Raw genomic sequence first — 16,928 nt, forward strand, 5'->3', positions numbered from 1 at the left:
ATGCCCCTGCTGCTCGGCCGCACTGACGAGATCCGTTGCCTGGACGGCCTGCTCGCCGCCGCTCGGGAGGGCAGTGGCGGAGTGCTGGTGCTGCGGGGCGAGGCGGGGATCGGCAAGACGGCGTTGCTCGACCACGTCCGGGGCGCGGCGGGGTTCCGGCTGGTGGAGGCGTCCGGGTCGGAGTTCGAGACGGATCTGCCGTTCGCGGCGCTGCACCAGCTGTGCGTGCCGGTGCTGGGCCACCTCGACGAGCTGGAGCCGCAGCGGCGGCGCGCGCTCGAGGTGGCGTTCGGGATGGCCGAGGGTGCGCCGGACCTGTTCCGGATCGGGCTCGCGGCGCTCGACCTGCTCGCCGCCGCCGCGCGTGAGCTGCCGCTGCTGTGCGTGGTGGACGACGCGCACTGGCTGGACACGGCGTCGGCGAAGGCGTTGTCGTTCCTGGCCCGCCGGATCGCCGCCGAGCCGGTGGCGATGGTGTTCGCGGCGCGGGCGGGGCTGACCGAGCTGCCGTCGCTGGAGCTCAGCGGGCTGTCCGATGCCGACGCGCGCAAGCTGCTGGGCGGCGTGCCGGACGACCGCGTGCTCGCCGAGGCGCGCGGAAACCCACTGGCGCTGCTGGAACTTCCCAAAGCCGGGTTCGGTCTGCCTGATTCCTCGTCGGTCGTGCAACGGGTCGAGCGCGGCTTTCAGTCCAGGTTGGACGGTCTGCCCGGCCGGCGGCTGCTGATCCTCGCGAGCGCCGACGCGACCGGTGACCCCGGACTGCTCTGGGCGGCCGCCGAGGTGCTCGGGCTGGCCACCGACGCCGACACCGGTGATCTGGTGACGATCTCTACGAAGGTCCGCTTCTGCCACCCGCTCGCGCGGTCCGCCGTCTACCGGGCCGCGACCGCCGCCGAACGCCGGGCAGCGCACCGGGCGCTGGCCGAGGTCACGACGGACCCCGACCGCAGGGCCTGGCACCGCGCCGAGGCGACCACCGGGCCGGACGAGGAGGTGGCGGCCGAACTGGAGGCCGCCGCGGGCCGGGCCAGGGCGCGCGGCGGGCTGCGGGGGTCGGCGGCGTTCCTGGCACGGGCGGCGGCGTTGTCGCTGGACCCGGTGGCACGTACGGAACGCGCGTTGCAAGCGGCTCAGGCCGAGCTCGACGCCGGTGCGGCGACCGCGGCCGCCGAGCTGCTGTCGTCGGTGGAGCCGCAGGACGACGTGCAGCACGCCCGCGCGGACCTGTTGCGCGGCCGGATCGCGTTCGTGCGGCAGGACGACGGCGCCGCGCTCATGCTCAGCGCCGCGCACCGGCTCGCCGCGATCGATCCGCGGTGGTCACGGGAGTGCTTCCTCGACGCGCTGGAGATGGGCCTGGTCGTGGGTCGCGCGGCCGGCGTGATGGACACCGTTCTCACCGAGGCCCGCTCCGCGCCGCCTTCGGAGCAGCCGGACGTGCTGGACGCGTTGGTGCTGCTCACCGGCGCCGGTCACCAGGCGGCGGCGCCGTTGCTGCGGCGGGTGCTCGCCGAACGCGCGCTGTGGACGCGCCGGCCCGCGCTGGCATCGATGATCGCCGGTGAGCTGTGGGACCTGGACGCCCACGTCGAGATCACCCGGTGGCTGCTCACGACCGGCCGCGACACCGGCTCGCCGTGGGCGCTGCGGCTCGGGCTCGCGCAGGAGGCGGTCGCGGCCGCGCACCGGGGCGAGCTGGCGGCGGTGACGACCCTCGTGGCCGAGGAGGAGGCGATCGCGGACGCGTTCGGCGACCTGCCGATGACGTACGCGCGGGTGCACCTGCTGGCGTGGCAGGGTGAGCTCGGGCCGCTCGACACGGCGCTGACCGAGGCCGGCGCCCACGGCAAGGGCCAGCTCGTCGCCAACATCCACTGGGCGAAGTCCGTGCGGTACAACGCGCGCGGCGACTACCCCGCCGCGTTGACCGAGGCGCGGGCCGCGGGCCAGGCCGGTGACCTCTACCTGGCGGGCATCGCGTTGCCGGAGCAGATCGAGGCGGCGGTGCGGTGTGGTGAGGACGCCTCCGCTGCGCTGGCCGAGCTCAGTGCGCGTTCATCGGCCAGCGGTACCGCGTGGGCTCGCGGTGTCACAGCGTGCGCACGGGCGTTGGTGTCCGGCGTTGAAGACGACTACCTCGAAGCGGTGGGGACCGGCAGTCCGGCGCCTTATCGCGCACGCGCGCACCTGCTCTACGGCGAGTGGTTACGACGTGCGGGTCGTCGCAAGGATGCGCGCGAACACCTCCGCACCGCACACGAGTCGTTCGCGGACATGGGCGTGCTCGGGTTCGCCCAACGCGCGGCGGACGAGCTGAAGGCGACCGGAGAGGTGGCGCGGAGCCGTTCCGCTGACGCCTTCGAGGCTCTGACCGCCCAGGAGGTCCACATCGCGCGCCTCGTCGCGACCGGCGCCACGTCGAAGGAGGTCGCCGCGCGCCTGTTCCTCAGCCCCCGCACCGTCGACGCCCACCTGCGCAACGTCTACCGCAAGCTCGGGATCCACTCCCGCCGCCAGCTCCGCACCTCCGTCGGCTGACCGCACGCGGGGCCGACATAGTCGTGCCCTACCTGCATGACGAGCAGGTTCGTCGAAGGTGATGCGCTGGGTGGCGTTGGACCGCGGTCAAGCTCGCCGGCCAGCTCGGTTCGCCGTCCACGCTGAGGTGGAAGTGCACGGACGACGCGCCCGGAAACGGCTCGACGCGGGAGGCGGCGTCGGCGAGCGCGCCCACGATGTGGCGCTGCCGCTCGGGGCCGTCGACGTCGAACGTGGCGGTGATGACGCAGCCTGGTTCATCTCTGGTGTCGTTCATGCTGCGGTACAACCGGTAGGCCGGCGACGGTCAACCGAGTTTCGCGAGATAGACGGTGTTGGTGGAGTCGTTGCCCTGCAACGGGTTGGGAAAGCTGACGACCTCGGCCCGTACTTCGGTGAAGACGGCCGCGAGAGTCGCGGTGAACTCGTCGTCGGGCGGGTCGTTGGACCACAGCGCGAAGACTCCGCCGGGGCGCAGCAGTGCGGCGAGGCGGTGCAAGCCCTCGGGCTGGTAGAAGTCGGCGTTGCTCGGGTGCAGCAGGTGGCGTGGCGAGTGGTCGATGTCGACGATGATGGCGTCGAACTTGCGGCCGGGAGTTGCCGGGTCGAAACCCTGTCCAGAGCGGAGCATGGCGAAGAAGTCACCGTGGACCAGGCGGCAACGCGGGTCGGCGACCAGTGCTTTCCCGGCGGGGATGAGTTCCTGCTGATGCCATTCGATGACCTCGCTGAGGGCGTCGACGACCAGCAGCGAACCGATGTTCGAGTGCTCGAGCACGGTTTGCGCGGTGTAGCCGAGTCCGAGGCCGCCCACGACCACGTCCAGAGGTTCCGGTGGCGTGCCCGCCAGCGCCAGGCGGGCCAGTTCGACCTCGGCGACGGTGAACAGGCTGGACATCAGGAACTCGTCGTTGAGCTTGATCTCGTGGATTTCCTTGCCACTGCTGGGGTCAAGCCGGCGGCGCAGGGTGAGTTCACCCAGCGGGGTCTGGCGCCAGTCGAGTTCCTGGAAACGAGCACTCATGCGTTGGTCAGCTCCATGGCGGCGGGTCCTGCGAGTTGGTCGGCGAGACGGCACAGCTTGCCACTGGTGTGGAACCGGCGCAGCCAGGACCGAGGCAGTGCGCCGATCCCGGTGCGGGCGCCGGCGAGTGCGCCGGCCATGCCGGCGATGGTGTCGGTGGCACCGCCGGCCCGGACCGCGTAGCGGATCGCGTCGGCGGGGTCGTCCGGGTTGCGCAGGAACGCCAGCAACGCGAGGGGAACCGAGCCGAGAGCCGAGTTGTCGTTGCCCAGGACTTGGGCGGCGCGGACGGGGTCGGCGCCGTCGGTGAGATGGCTGACGCGGTCGAGTTGGTCCCGCCACAGCTGTGACGGCAGCACTTCGGCGATGTCGCGGAGGAACTGGTCTCGGTCCAGAGGGTGGGCGGGATTGCTGTGCAACGCGAGGTGAGCCGCGACAGCCTGGCATTCGGCGCCGTGCCTGCCGTGGGCGTGGGCGTGGGTGACAGAGGCGCTGCGGAGCGCGAGCTGTTTGGTGTGCGGCACGCTCGTTCCCACCAGTGCGACAGGTGCGACACGGCCGGCGGCGCCGTTTCCCTGGGATGACTGCGTTTGCACGAACGCCTCGGCAGCGGCGCTCCACGCCACGCCCGCGTGGAGCAGGCCGAACATCTGTGGTGTGCCGGATTCGAAACCCCGCCATGGTTCACGCTGCCACGCCGCGGCGAACTCGCGGGCCAGCGCATCCTCGTCGAGGACGTCGGTGTCGCGCCGGGCGGCCAGGTGTTCCGCCAGCACGAGAGTCAGCGCGGTGTCGTCGGTGTGCACCAGCAGGCTCGGTGCGCGTTCCTCCGCGGTCAGCGTGTCGGCGTCCACGGTGACGCGGCCGTGGAACGGTGCGCCGAGTGCGTCACCGAGCCCGGCGCCGAGCAGAAGCCCACGGCATTTGTCCGTGCGAGTGACGGTGTTGGTGGAAGCGGTCATTGAAGATCACCAGATTTCCGTGCGGCGGTGTCGAGCACGATTCGGTAGAGCGGCCGGGCGGGGCCGATGCGGTGCGGTCCTGCGGGGAAGAGATCGGTGATGCCGTCCACGGTCGCTTCGTGCGCGAAGACGCCGGAGACGGTCGCGCGGTCGACGCTTCCGGCGAAGGGCGCGGCCAGTAGCACCGTGCAGGTCCTGCCATCGTCGAATGCGACGGTCAGAGCCGGTGCCGGCCGCAGCAGCCGCAGAGACTCGTCCGGGTTGATGACGTCGGGCGAGACCACCGGAGCGACCGAAATCGGGGGCGGGGACGATGTCGGGAGATCGAGTCCGGCGTCCTCTGCCAGAGTCCGCAACCCGTGCTGAACCTCCTGGCTGCCAGGATCAGTGCCCGAACCCCTGTCGGGCGTGTCAGTGTGATCCGGCGAGCTGCCCTGACAGCTTGGTGTGCAGTTGCTCGCTGTGCGGGTTGAGGCCGATGATCTCGGCCTCGATGCCGCGTGAGGTGAACTTCGCGGTGACCGCGTCGAGGGTGGCGACCGCGGAGCTGTCCCACACGTGGGCGTCGGACAGGTCGATGACCACCTTCGACACGGTGTCGGTGTAGTCGAAGGAGTGCATCAGCTCGTTGCTGGAGGCGAAGAACAGCTCACCGGTCACCGCGTAGACACGGATTTCGCCGTCCGGGTCGAGCACGCTGGAGACGTCGACGAGGTGCGCGACGCGGCGAGCGAAGAAGATCGCCGAGAGCAGGGCGCCCGCGATGACGCCGAGGGCGAGGTTGTGGGTGGCGACGACGGTGCCGACGGTCACGACCATCACGGCGGTCTCGCTCTTGGGAGCGCGGCGCAGCGCGGCCGGCTTGATGCTGGTCCAGTCGAAGGTGCTGATCGACACGAAGACCATGACCGCGACGAGCGCGGCCATCGGGATCAGCGAGACGACCGGGCCGAGGGTGAAGACCAGGATCAGCAGGAACACACCGGCCGCGAGGGTGGACAGCCGGGTGCGGCCGCCGGACTTGACGTTGATGATGGACTGGCCGATCATCGCGCAGCCCGCCATGCCGCCGAGGAAGCCGGTGGCGATGTTGGCGATGCCCTGCCCGCGGACCTCCATCCCCTTCTTGGACGGGGTGTCGGTGAGGTCGTCGAGCAGCTGGGCGGTCAGCAGCGACTCGATCAGGCCGACGACCGCCAGCGTCAGCGCGAAGGGCGCGACGATCGCGAGGGTTTCCAGCGTGAACGGCACCATCGGCAGCCCGAAACCGGGCAGAGCGGTGGGCAGTTCACCCATGCCGCCGACGGTGGGCACCGCGATGTGCAGGAACACCGTCAGCGCGGTGATCACCACGATGGCCACCAGCGGTGCGGGGATCGCCTTCGTGAGCCTCGGCAGCAGGTAGATGATGCCGAGACCGAGCACCACCAGTGCGATGACCGGCCAGCCGCCGCGCGTGATGTGCGGGATCTGCGCGGTGAACAGCAGGATCGCGAGAGAGTTGACGAAGCCGACCATCACGGTTCGCGGCACGAACCGCATCAGCTTGTGCACGCCCACCAGGCCGAACACGATCTGGAACGCGCCGGTGAGGATGGTGGCGGCGAACAGGTACTCGACGCCGTGGTCACGCACCAGCGGCACGAGGACCAGGGCCATGGCGCCGGTGGCGGCGGAGATCATGCCGGGACGGCCGCCGGAGAACGCGATGATGATCGCGATGGTGAAGGAGGCGTAGAGACCGACCTTCGGGTCGACGCCCGCGATGATCGAGAACGACAGCGCCTCGGGGATCAGCGCGAGCGCGACCACCAGGCCGGACAGCAGGTCGGCGCGAGGGTTGGCGAACCAGGTCGTGCGGAGCCTCGACAGCAGTGTTGGGCGCGGCGCAGCCACGTGTGAGGACAATCGACACCTCAGGGTTTGTGCGCGCGAGCAGGCAGAGGCTCGCGCGGTGAACAAAGTTTCAGGGCCGCGCGCCCCAGTGCACGCGGGAAGGGCCGGCGCTGACGCCGGTGGACGTGTGCTGTGGTCGGTGCCGCGAACAGCTGCGGGTCCGCAGAGCGTGGTGCTGGGCCCTGCGATCCTCCCTGGCGGTACTCATGCGTCGGGTGCCTCTCGAAGTCCGACGGACCCCGCTACGCCTTGCGTCCGCAAGGGATCGGGATCACGTGACGGGCCGCGGCATCTCCGGCGCAACCACAGTGGACTCTACCCTGACGTGACGGTTGATCCCAGGCCGGACGGACTGATCGTGAGCAAGCTCTCCGGATGGCCGTGGTGATCGTCCCGCATCCGGGTGTGGATCACCTCGTGGCCTGGTCGAGAACGTCGGGTGTGAAGGGGCGGCCTCGCGGCGGCGGTCGTCAGTCCGCGGGCAGGTGGGAACGCAGGGTCGTGGCGAAGTCCTCGGCGATGCGCAGCTCCGCGCGCAGCCGCTGGCAGCGTTCGTCGGCGGCGGTCCAGAACTGCGAGAGGCGGTCGAGGTTCTTGTCGCGGTCGGGATCGTCGCCGGCGGACAACGCGTCCAGGATGCCGAGCAGCTCGCGCATCTCGTCGAGCTGGAAGCCGAGCGGTTTCATCCGCTTGATCACGTCGAGGCGTTGCACGTCGGGCTCGGTGTAGAGGCGGAACCCGCCCTGGCTGCGTGCGCTCGGCACCACCAGGTCGACCTCCTCGTAGTACCGGATGGTGCGCAACGACAGACCGGTCCGCTCCGCCACCTCACCGATCTGCATGTGCTCGCCCACAACGTCCCTTCCCGAATCGCGCCACGATCACCGGCCATTCTGTCATCACGTCTCGTGCTCGTGCTTCACTCGCGCCACCGGGCCAGCCTCAGATTACCGTGACGTGAGGGTAGGGTTCGGGTGTCGTCTACCTGAAGGATCACGAATGACCACCGCCACCCCGGCGACCGTCTCATCCGCAGCCGTGCCCGCGGAAGCCGAGCGCAGGCGCACCTTCGCGGTGATCAGCCACCCCGACGCGGGCAAGTCGACCATGACCGAGGCACTCGCCCTGCACGCGAAGGTGATCTCCGAGGCAGGCGCGGTGCACGGCAAGGCCGGGCGGCGCGGAGTGGTGTCGGACTGGATGGAAATGGAGAAGGCGCGCGGGATCTCCATCACCTCCGCGGCGTTGCAGTTCTCCTACCGCGACTGCGTGATCAACCTGCTGGACACCCCTGGGCACGCGGACTTCTCCGAGGACACCTACCGGGTGCTGTCGGCGGTGGACTGCGCGGTCATGCTGCTCGACGCGGCCAAAGGCCTGGAGCCGCAGACCCTCAAGCTGTTCGACGTCTGCCGGTACCGCGGCATCCCGGTGATCACGTTCATCAACAAGTGGGACCGCCCCGGCCGAGACGCTCTGGACCTGTGCGACGAGCTCGTGGAACGGATCGGGCTGCAACCGATGCCGCTGACCTGGCCGGTCGGCGACGCGGGCCACTTCCGCGGCGTGCTCGACCGGCGCGGCGGCCACTTCGTGCGCTACCAGCGCACCGCGGGTGGCGCCACGGCCGCTGGTGAAGAGCATCTGGCGTCTGGACAGGCGGAGGCTGAGGAAGGCGCGGAGTGGACGCGGACCTGTGAGGAGGCCGAGCTGATCGCGGCCTCTGGCGGCGAGTTCGAGCTGGAGCGGTTCCTCGACGCCACGGCCACGCCGGTGCTGTTCGGTTCCGCGGTGCTCAACTTCGGTGTGCGGCACCTGCTCGACCTGCTCGTCGACATCGCGCCGCGCCCCACCGCACGGCCGGACATCGCCGGCAATCCCCGCGAACTGGACGCGCCGTTCTCGGCGTTCGTGTTCAAGGTGCAGACCGGCATGGATCCCGCGCACCGCGACCAGGTCGCGTTCGCGCGCGTCTGCTCGGGAGTGTTCGAGCGCGGCATGGTCGTGACCAACTCGGCCACGGGCAAACCGTTCGCGACCAAGTACGCGCAACAGGTCTTCGGTCAGCAACGTTCCACATTGGACACCGCCTTTCCAGGTGATGTGATCGGACTGGTCAACGCCACCGCCCTGCGTGTTGGCGACACCCTGCACGCGGGCAAGCCCGCCGTGCGGTTTCCCGGCCTGCCCAGCTTCGCGCCGGCACACTTCGCCGCGGCCCGGCCCGCGGACCTCAGCCGCTCCAAGCAGTTCCGCAAGGGCATCGAACAACTGGAGTCCGAAGGCGTCGTGCAGGTGCTGCGCTCGTTGCGGCGCGGCGACGGCGCGCCGGTGGTCGCCGCGGTCGGCCCGATGCAGTTCGAGGTCGCCGCACACCGCCTGGACGCAGAGTTCAAGTCACCGGTGCGGCTGGAACCGTTGCCCTACACCGTGGTGCGCCGCCTGGCGGACCCGAGGCAACGGTCCCTCGTGGACGGCAGCCGCAGCGAGGTGCTCACCCGCACCGACGGTGTCGACCTCGCCCTGTTCGTGGACTCGACCGCGCTGGGAGTGCTGCGGCGGCTGCATCCCGAGGTGCGGCTGGAGTCTCTTGTCGCGGGGACCGACGACTGACCGTTCGTCACCTGGGTAGAAGTCCTGATCTCGTTCCGCTCGCCCACCCCGTCCGGATGGGCTTCCACGTCACGCAACCGAGAGCTTGTGAAGTGGCAACGCGGGTAACCGCCGCTACTGTCGGCTGTGTGCTTGATCCACGCGACCGAGAAAACGGCTCCGCAGCGACCGTACGCCGCTAGGCCTCGCCCAGTTCGCGTAGGCCGGCACCACAAGGTGTGGAAGCAGGAGATCGCCGACCCGTCGCAGAGCGCGGAGACTCCGCGGACGACGTTGCGGAGGGCGCGCTCTCGTTGATCGAGCAGTCCATCCGCAGCGCCGCCGGACGCATTCCGGAGGACCGGTTCGAGGACGACGTGGCGGGGTTGCCGGTTCTCCGGCCGATCCGACGCGTGCGAATCGAGGCGCTCAGTTCGGTGTTGCCGGCTGTTCAGCGGTGCCGGCGGCTTTGGTCAGCCGGCGGATGCGGCGGCGGACGCGCCACAGGGCGACGAGGATCGCGGTCAGCAGCAAGAGGGCTCCGAGTGCGCTCCAAGGGATGGCCCAGAGAGTGGTGTCGGCTGTGGCGGTGGCGACCACGCCGGCCAGGTCCTGAGGGCCTGAGGCGACCGGTTCGGCCTCTCCGCTGACGGTGAGCGGGCCGAGTGGCCACACACCCGTCAGGGTGTGGTTCAGGGTGATGGCACCACCCGGCAGGAGTTCGGTCGGGGTGTCGCTGGTCCATTGGGTCGTGCCGAGGCCGAACAGGCCCTCCACGCGCACCGACGGCCGGAACGCGAGGCGGACGTTGCCGTCGTTGACCACGGTCCAGGTCACGTCGGCTTCGCCGGGGGCTGCTGGGTTGACCGTGCCCCGATAGGCGGCGGTGGGCTGGTCGACGCGCAGGTTCGGGGTGACCGGGCCGGCGACCCGGACGTACAGGCGGGCACCGACACGTCGTTCCACCTGAACCTGGGCGCCGGTGGTGAGGGCGGCGACCAGGCCGCCCGCGTGGTCGCCGGGTTCGGCGTCCTGGGGCACGGTCAGCCGGAAAGGCACGACGGTGGTCGAGCGAGGTTTGAGGATGACCTTCGGTTCGGTGATGGTGATCCAGGAGCCCATGGACGGCGAGGGTTCGTCGCGGGCGAGCAGGTCGAAGCCACCGGTGCTGGTGTTGACGGCATCCGCTGCGTAGAGGTCGACGTTCAGTTCACTCTCGCCCAGGTTGCGCACGGCGATGTGGTCGTCGTAGCGCATGCCGGGCTCGACGACGTACTCGAACCGCGCGCGGCCGTTCGGACCAGTGGCGTCAGCCGGGGCGACCGACCAGGTCAGCCTCGCGTCGTCCTGGACGGGTTGCGCCGTTGCGGGCGTAGGGGAGACGAGCCCGAGCACGACGATCAGGGCTGCCAGCGGTCTTCTCACGCGGGGCTCCGTAATGGAACAGGCGGGTGCGGGAAGAGCCCGCACCCGCCGTGCTCCGGACTCAGATAGCGGTCAGGATCAGCATCGCCTGGTAGGCGCCCGGCGCGGTCTCGACCGGGGCCTCCAGGGTCAGGCCGGCACCGAGCTGGGCCGTGCCGCGGCCCGCGCCCGAGGCGGCGGTGGCCAGCTGCGACCACGTGGCCAGACCGTTGCCGGTGGTGAAGCCGGACGCGACCTGCGGGCCGGCGGTCACCGTCTGGCTGGTCGAGGCGGACACCACGTTCGGCGCCCAGCCCAGGTACTTGCCGCCCAGCTGGTTGCCGTCGACCGTGGTGAACGCGCGCACGCGTCCGGACGCGGTCCAGCCGGGGTTGTCGGCACGGGTGTCGGTCACCGTGATCGGCTTGAGCGCACCCGCCGCGGTGTACCGGTCGGCGGCCGGGTTGAGCGTCAGCGCGCCCAGGTCGACCTCGCGGTTCTCCGGGGCGACGCTGATGGCGAGCACGCCCTGCTCCGCCGACAGCGTGGTGGTGATGGTCGGGCCGTTGACCGGGTCGTTGCCGTGGTCGTCGACGACGACCACGACCGGTTCGGACTCGGCGATGACGACGTGGTCGTGGTTGTAGAGCACGGCCTTCACCTGACGGCCGTTGTCCGCGGTGCGCACCACGAAGCCGTACTTCCCCGTGAGCGCACCGGAGACGACCGACCACTCGGTCGCGCCGGCCGCCCTGGTGAACCAGTGGTAGTGGTTCTCGTCGGTGACGGGGTTCTGCACCGCGGTCAGCGCCGCGAGGCCACCGGCGTGGTAGTGGGCCGACAGGCCGGTGATCGACAGCTGGGTCGCCGGCGTGCCGGGGTCTGACGGCAGCTGCTCGCCGACGAAGAACGTGTACGTCACCGGCGGGATCGCCACCGGGGTCCCGCCGGGCGGGGTCGCGGTGGCGCTGACGGTCAGCGCGTACTCGCCCTGCTCGGTGAAGCCCCAGTTGCCGTGCTCGTGGTCGGCGGCACTGGTGAACGACTTGGGGCCGCCCTCCGCGGAGGCCAGGAAGACGTTCGGCCCTTCCTCGCCGTTCTGCCACAGCGCGAACGCGCCGGGGCCCTGCAGCGAGTCGAGCGTGTAGGTCACCGACGTGCCCTCGGCCACGGCCGAGCTGTAGCCGAAGCCCGCGAACACCTGACCGGGCTGCGAGTTCTGCGGCAGCAGGTAGTAGGTCTCACCCTGCGCCTTCCAGCCCGGCAGGGTGGCGATCGAGGCGCTGACGGTCCGTGCGGCCACCGAGGGCTTGGCGTGCACGGTCAGGTCGCCAGGGGCGACGTTGCCGCTCCCGGTGTGCGCCGTGAGCACGTGGGCGGAGTTCTGGACGTCCACGTAGAACAGGTCGAGGTGGCCTTCGGAGACGACCACCTTGTCCTGGGCTGCGGCGGTCCCGGCCAGCGGGCCGGCGACCATCCCCAGGGCGGCGAGCGCCACGATGGCGGCTCGCGTTCTGGTTCTTGCCTTTGTTGCGGTCACTGCGTTCTTTGCCTTTCTTCGGGGACTGGAGAGGCGGTGCTCAGCGCCGGCGACGAACGCCGGCGAGGGTGGCCAGGTTGGTGAGCAGGAAGCCGAGGGGGATGAGCAGGGCCGCGGCGACCACGAGGCCGGCGACGGCCGAGCCGTCGAGTCCGGTCGAGGCCAGGCCGGACGGCAGCGTGCACTCCTTGCCGTCGGCCGTGCGGCCCACCTGTTCCACGACCGGCGTGCCCGTACGCGCGGCCTTCGGGTCACCAGGCCCGACGTGGAAGGCGAGCGTGGTCTTGGCGGCGGCCTGACGGCCGTCGATAGAACCGCTGACCGAGAACGTCGCGGAGTAGCTGCCGGGCTTGGTGAACGCCCACACCGCGTGCACGTGCACCCCGGACTGTCCAACCGGGACGGTGGTGGCGCGGGGGAACCCCGCGACCGTGCCGAAGTAGCGGTCACCGACACCGCCGAACGGGTCCTGTCCGTAGACGGCCAGCTCGCCGGGGCCGTCGAGCTTGTCCAGCGTGAGCGTGACGTTGCTGTCCACGGCGGCGAGCACGGAGGGGTGCTGGGTGTTCCAGCCCAGCCACGGCACGCCGGAACGCTGCGTCAGCGGAATCGTCCACACTGGACCCGAACCCAGGAAGTCCAGACCGGAGCCCGGCGGTGGCGTCGCCCGTGTGGCGTCTCCGAGGTGGAAGACGTAGCTCGCCGGATCGCGGTAGGCAGGGGTGCCCTGGCGGTCGTCCTTGACCCGAGCGGAGAACGCGCCACCCTCGACGATGGGTCCGAAGTCGAAGTGGCCGTCCGTGACGACCTCGACCTCGCCGGGCGGCACGGTGCGGGTGACCGTCGTGGGCACGCAGGCCTGCGTCGTCGCGGTCGCCGGCGACGCGTCCTTCGGCGGTGCGGCGGTGGTGGTGCCTGGAGGAGTGGTCGTCGGGGCGGGCGGGGTCGTGGTGGGGACACCCGCGCGGACGTCCAGGACCACAGGCCGCGCCGAGACCACTGTCGTCCCGCTTTGATCGCGGACGTCGAAGGCGAGTTCGGCGCCGTGCAGGTCGAGGCTTGTGGTCAGCGCGAGGACTTCGCCCGTTCCGCGCTCGGTGGTGACGCCGGCCTTCCGCGTCCACCAGGTGACGGTGTGGCCGGGTCGTTGCGGGGTGACGAGTGCGGTCGCCGTGATCTTCTCGCCCTGCGTGTAGCTGTTGCGGACTCCGGTCACCACCGCACCCGAGGGCGCTCCGGGGTTGGCCGCGGGCGGTGACTGCGACCGCGCGACGAGGTCACCTGCCGCGGGGACGAAGTGGGCGGTGAACGCCAGTGCCTCGGCGTCCACCGGCAGTGCCAGGCTCGCGGAGCCGCCGCGCAGCGCCTCGTGGGCGACGACCTCGTCTCCCGCCGCGGTGTGCCGCACGAACTCCACCCAGCCCTGGGGGACGCCGCCGTCGATGCTCTGCGGCCCGCCGGTGACCGTGCTGGTCAGCTCGATGCCCGCCGGTGTGCCGGTCGCCGACAGCGTCGTGGTCGTGGCCACCGCGCTGTGCGGCCCGACGACGACCGCGTACCGGGCCGGAGAGGAGACCAGGCGCGCCCCTGACGCCGAGGTCGCGGATGCCTGGAACTCCAGCTCGTAGACGCCGGGCGCGGTGAACGCCCAGTTGGCGTGCGCGTGGGTGGGAACCGCGACGCGCGCTGTGCGCACGGCCGGATCGTGCGAGCTGAAAACGCGCTCGGGACCGTCGGTCCCGGAGACGTAGACCTCGACGCGACCGGGTCCCCGCGCCGCCCGCAGCGTGAGGTCGACAACGTTGTCCGCGAGCGCCCCGCGCGGCACCGACTCGGTGTTCCAGCCCGCCCACAACACATCCGGCTGGAAGGTCTGCGGGATCACGTGGATCGGGGTGCCGCCCGGCACGCCGAGGAAGCTGTAGGCGGGGGAGGAGGGCGCCGGCCGCTTGGCCGCGTCGGTGACGTTGAGAGTCGTGGCCGCCGGGTCGAACGGTCCGGAGTCGCTCTTGCCCCTGACGACCAGCGCGCCGTTCTCGAGCAGCACGGTCACCAGGTCGACGTGGCCTCCCGCGACGAGCTGCCGCTGCGGGGGCGTGGGTGCCGGACCGGGCGCGGCCACGGCTGCGGGAGCCGCGACCACGGCGACCACCGCTGCCACCACAGCGGCGACCGCACCCCGTCGCTTCGGGTTTCGATCACCCGCGCCGATTCGCATGCCGATCCCTTCGAGTGTCACGGCCTGAACGTAAGTCAAATGATTGTCATTTTCAATAAGATGCCGAGGCGTCCTCGGTCGGGAAGGTCACACGTCGCCGGCGGGCTAGTGGCGCGGCTCGGAACGTGGGCTGGGTAATTCACGCTCAGCAGGGCGCCTCGCGGCACCACGATGCACCCGTCTGACCGCGAATTCGCCTGGCAACGTTCCGAGCCACACCACTATCTAGCTCGCGGTGCTCTCGGCCCGGCGTCCCGGGGCACGGGCGAGCAGGCCGTGCTTGGGCGCCAGAACCCAGGCAGTGAGGAACACCGCGGTGAGAACGAGGACGATCGTTCCGCCGGTCGGGAAGTCCCACGACCACGACACGTACAGGCCGGCCAGCGCACACAAGCCGCCGATCACGGGTGCGAGCAGCATCATCACGGCGAGCCGGTCGGTCAGCAGGCGCGCGGTCGCCGCGGGCGTCACCAGGAGCGCGAGCACCAGGATGTTGCCGATGGTCTGCACCGAGATCACCACCGCGAGGGTGACCAGCACGTAGAGCACGATGTCGAGCCAGAACACCCGCAGGCCCGTGGCCCGCGCCATCTCCCGGTCGAGGGTGACCGCGACGAACTCCTTGTGCAGCAGGAACACCGCACCCAGCACGAGGATGCCGGTCACCGCGACCGTGTACAGGTCCTCGTCCGGGATGCCGGTGATGGAGCCGAACAGGAACTGCTGCAACGATCCCGCGTAGCCCGGCGCCCTGGAGATCACCACGATGCCCAGCGCGAACGCGGCCACGAAGAAGATCCCGATGACGGAGTCCTCGCGGAGCCGCCGGTTCTGCGAGAACACGGCGACCAGCACGGCCGTCGCCACGCCGGCGAGGGTCCCGCCGAGGATCAGGTTGCCCGACACCGCGAACGCGATGGCGAGCCCGGGGAAGACGGCGTGTGCGACCGCGTCGCCGATGAACGCCATTCCCCGAAGAACGACGTAACAGCCCACGACGCCGCAGACGATCGAGGACATCACCGCGACCAGCAACGCCTTGGGCAGGAACGCGAGGTCTGGGTTGACCAAGTCGCGGAGGAAGTCGATCGGGGACATTCAGACCGCCTTGAGGATCTTGAGCAGCGGGCTGCCCTCGCTGACGCCGAAGGTGTCCATCCACGGCTGCTCGTCGCGCAGCTGGTCCGGCTTTCCCGCGGCGACGACGGTGCGGTTGAGCAGGATGAGCCGGTCGCAGGTGTAGAGCGCGCCGGGCAGGTCGTGGGTGGTGGTCAGCACGGCGTGGGAGTCCCTGGCCAGTGACAGCAGCAGGTCCGAGAGCAGTTCCTGGGTGGGCATGTCCAGACCCGTGAAGGGTTCGTCGAGCAGTAGCGCCGACGGCTGGAGGGCCAACGCCCTCGCCAGCAGCACGCGCTGACGCTGCCCGCCGGACAGTTCGCCTACCGGGCGGGTCCGCAGATCGGCCATGCGCACCCGGTCCAGCGCCTCGACCACCGCGCGCCAGTCCGCCGCACCCGGCCTGCGCAACAGGCCGAGCCTCCCGGTACGGCCGGTCATCACCACGCCCTCCACCGAGAGTGGGAAGTCCCAGGCGAACTCGTGCCGTTGCGGCACGTAGCCCAGGCCGGTGCCCGCGCGGCGCACCGGCTCCCCGTCCACCTCCACCTGACCCGCCCTGGGTTTGAGAAGGCCCATGAGGCTGCGCAGCAGCGTGGTCTTGCCCGCGCCGTTCGGCCCGACCAGCCCGACCAGTTCGCCCCGGTCGACGGTGAGGTCGACGTCGGTGAGCACCCGGCGCCCGCCCAGGTCCACGGCCAGCCCGCTCACCCGCAGCGCGTTCACCCGGACGTCCCCTGCCGCTTCGCCGCGCGGCCGCGCACGACCACAACGACGATCAGCCCCAGCACGGCGACGGCCGCGATCAGCGCGATGACACCCAGCGGTGGTCCTGAACCGCGGTCGTCCCCGGCAGTGTCCTTTTCGGACGCCGCAGCGGGAGGTGAAGTGCTCGCTGATGTTTGGGGTGCGGCCGCGAGGGCCGCTTTGGTGTCGGTCGCGTCACCGACGGCGAAGCGCAGCGTCGCGGTGTTGCGAGCCTCCTTGCCGTCCACCAGTTTCGCGTGCGCCTCCACCTGGACGAGGTAGACGCCGGGAGTGGTGAAGACCCAGTTGGCGTGGGTGTGCGTGTTGGTGTCGACCCAGATGTCCTGGCGTTCGGCCTTGGTGGAGTCCCAGAGCACGTCGGCCGCGCCGAAGTTGCCGGCCTGCAGGTAGACGAACAGCTCGCCGGGGCCGTCGACACTGGTGAGGGTCAGGGTGACCCCGCGGTCGACGACCTCCATCACCTCGGGGTCCTGGGTGTTCCAGCCGACCCAGGTCACCTCGGGGTTCTGCACCTGCGGCAGCACGTGCACCTTCGCGCCGGGCTTGCCGATGAAGGCGTAAGCGGGGTTGTCCGGCACGGTGAGCAGCGCCTTGTCCGAGACTTGGAACGCCGTGCGGTCCAGGTCCCGCCACACGGCCGGATCGCCGGTGTCGTCGTGCACCATCAGCTTCCACGCGCCGTCGACGTAACGGGGGCCGATGTCCACGTGGCCGCGCGCCAGCACGGCCTCGTCCACCGCGATCCGCTGGCCGGGGGCGATGGTCTGGTCCGGACCGTCGCTGGGCGGCTGCGCCAGGGCCGCAGCGGGCATCAGCAGCGCCGCCACGACCAGCAGGGCGCTCGGCAGGGACCGTCTCATGTACTCC

13 protein-coding genes are annotated in these 16,928 nt (G+C 70.7%); 2 read left to right on the forward strand and 11 right to left on the reverse strand.

The features are described 5' to 3' along the window. Positions 1-2,541 (forward strand): AAA family ATPase, encoded by a 2,541-nt coding sequence (locus tag ACRSBM_RS16710; RefSeq protein WP_434444324.1) that lies wholly within the window; start codon positions 1-3, stop codon positions 2,539-2,541. Positions 2,542-2,848: 307 nt separating this feature from the next. Here ACRSBM_RS16710 and ACRSBM_RS16715 read toward each other — a convergent pair whose 3' ends face one another. The 5 genes from ACRSBM_RS16715 to ACRSBM_RS16735 all read right to left on the reverse strand — a co-directional run bounded on the left by ACRSBM_RS16715 (position 2,849) and on the right by ACRSBM_RS16735 (position 7,265). After that, positions 2,849-3,565, reverse strand: coding sequence for a spermidine synthase (locus ACRSBM_RS16715; protein WP_434444325.1), 717 nt, complete (start codon positions 3,563-3,565; stop codon positions 2,849-2,851). Then, positions 3,562-4,527: an ADP-ribosylglycohydrolase family protein gene (locus ACRSBM_RS16720; RefSeq protein ID WP_434444326.1), complete on the reverse strand. Its 966-nt coding sequence runs from the start codon at positions 4,525-4,527 to the stop codon at positions 3,562-3,564. The genes ACRSBM_RS16715 and ACRSBM_RS16720 overlap by 4 nt, the downstream gene beginning before the upstream one ends. Continuing rightward, the gene (locus tag ACRSBM_RS16725; RefSeq protein WP_434444327.1) at positions 4,524-4,811 is read right to left on the reverse strand and encodes a hypothetical protein; all 288 of its coding nucleotides are present in this window, start codon (positions 4,809-4,811) and stop codon (positions 4,524-4,526) included. The genes ACRSBM_RS16720 and ACRSBM_RS16725 overlap by 4 nt, the downstream gene beginning before the upstream one ends. A gap of 127 nt (positions 4,812-4,938) precedes the next feature. Further along, the gene (locus tag ACRSBM_RS16730) at positions 4,939-6,423 is read right to left on the reverse strand and encodes a SulP family inorganic anion transporter (RefSeq protein WP_434444328.1); all 1,485 of its coding nucleotides are present in this window, start codon (positions 6,421-6,423) and stop codon (positions 4,939-4,941) included. 470 nt (positions 6,424-6,893) lie between these two features. Beyond that, positions 6,894-7,265: a MerR family transcriptional regulator gene (locus tag ACRSBM_RS16735; protein WP_434453094.1), complete on the reverse strand. Its 372-nt coding sequence runs from the start codon at positions 7,263-7,265 to the stop codon at positions 6,894-6,896. A 157-nt stretch (positions 7,266-7,422) separates the two neighbouring features. On the opposite strand from ACRSBM_RS16735, the gene ACRSBM_RS16740 reads away from it, so the two are divergent. Beyond that, on the forward strand, positions 7,423-9,036 hold the full coding sequence (locus ACRSBM_RS16740; protein ID WP_434444329.1) for a peptide chain release factor 3: 1,614 nt from the start codon (positions 7,423-7,425) through the stop codon (positions 9,034-9,036). A gap of 408 nt (positions 9,037-9,444) precedes the next feature. Here the strand turns inward: ACRSBM_RS16740 and ACRSBM_RS16745 are convergent, their stop codons facing one another. From ACRSBM_RS16745 to ACRSBM_RS16770, 6 genes are all read right to left on the reverse strand, one after another. After that, entirely contained in the window at positions 9,445-10,440 is a 996-nt protein-coding gene (locus ACRSBM_RS16745; protein WP_434444330.1) for a WxL protein peptidoglycan domain-containing protein, read from the reverse strand. Positions 10,441-10,501: 61 nt separating this feature from the next. Next, a complete protein-coding gene (locus ACRSBM_RS16750) occupies positions 10,502-11,917 on the reverse strand; it encodes a choice-of-anchor M domain-containing protein (RefSeq protein WP_434444331.1) in 1,416 nt (471 codons plus the stop codon). Between the two features lie 82 nt (positions 11,918-11,999). Beyond that, a complete protein-coding gene (locus tag ACRSBM_RS16755; RefSeq protein ID WP_434444332.1) occupies positions 12,000-14,198 on the reverse strand; it encodes a choice-of-anchor M domain-containing protein in 2,199 nt (732 codons plus the stop codon). Between the two features lie 204 nt (positions 14,199-14,402). Continuing rightward, complete coding sequence (locus ACRSBM_RS16760; RefSeq protein ID WP_434444333.1) at positions 14,403-15,275, reverse strand: anchored repeat-type ABC transporter permease subunit; 873 nt, start codon at positions 15,273-15,275, stop codon at positions 14,403-14,405. Further along, entirely contained in the window at positions 15,276-16,019 is a 744-nt protein-coding gene (locus ACRSBM_RS16765) for an anchored repeat-type ABC transporter ATP-binding subunit (protein ID WP_434444334.1), read from the reverse strand. Further along, on the reverse strand, positions 16,016-16,921 hold the full coding sequence (locus tag ACRSBM_RS16770) for a TIGR03773 family transporter-associated surface protein (RefSeq protein WP_434444335.1): 906 nt from the start codon (positions 16,919-16,921) through the stop codon (positions 16,016-16,018). The genes ACRSBM_RS16765 and ACRSBM_RS16770 overlap by 4 nt, the downstream gene beginning before the upstream one ends. Positions 16,922-16,928: the final 7 nt, after the last annotated feature.

It is taken from the genome of Lentzea xerophila (assembly GCF_051094245.1).
Classification (GTDB): Bacteria; Actinomycetota; Actinomycetes; order Mycobacteriales; family Pseudonocardiaceae; genus Lentzea; species Lentzea xerophila.

Excerpts from the sequence above, each read along its gene's own strand:
- ACRSBM_RS16715 (WP_434444325.1), bottom strand. The coding sequence starts at position 3,565 with ATGAGTGCTCGTTTCCAGGAACTCGACTGGCGCCAGACCCCGCTGGGT.
- ACRSBM_RS16710 (WP_434444324.1), top strand. The coding sequence starts at position 1 with ATGCCCCTGCTGCTCGGCCGCACTGACGAGATCCGTTGCCTGGACGGC.
- ACRSBM_RS16770 (WP_434444335.1), bottom strand. The coding sequence starts at position 16,921 with ATGAGACGGTCCCTGCCGAGCGCCCTGCTGGTCGTGGCGGCGCTGCTG.
- ACRSBM_RS16735 (WP_434453094.1), bottom strand. The coding sequence starts at position 7,265 with ATGCAGATCGGTGAGGTGGCGGAGCGGACCGGTCTGTCGTTGCGCACC.
- ACRSBM_RS16740 (WP_434444329.1), top strand. The coding sequence starts at position 7,423 with ATGACCACCGCCACCCCGGCGACCGTCTCATCCGCAGCCGTGCCCGCG.
- ACRSBM_RS16720 (WP_434444326.1), bottom strand. The coding sequence starts at position 4,527 with ATGACCGCTTCCACCAACACCGTCACTCGCACGGACAAATGCCGTGGG.
- ACRSBM_RS16760 (WP_434444333.1), bottom strand. The coding sequence starts at position 15,275 with ATGTCCCCGATCGACTTCCTCCGCGACTTGGTCAACCCAGACCTCGCG.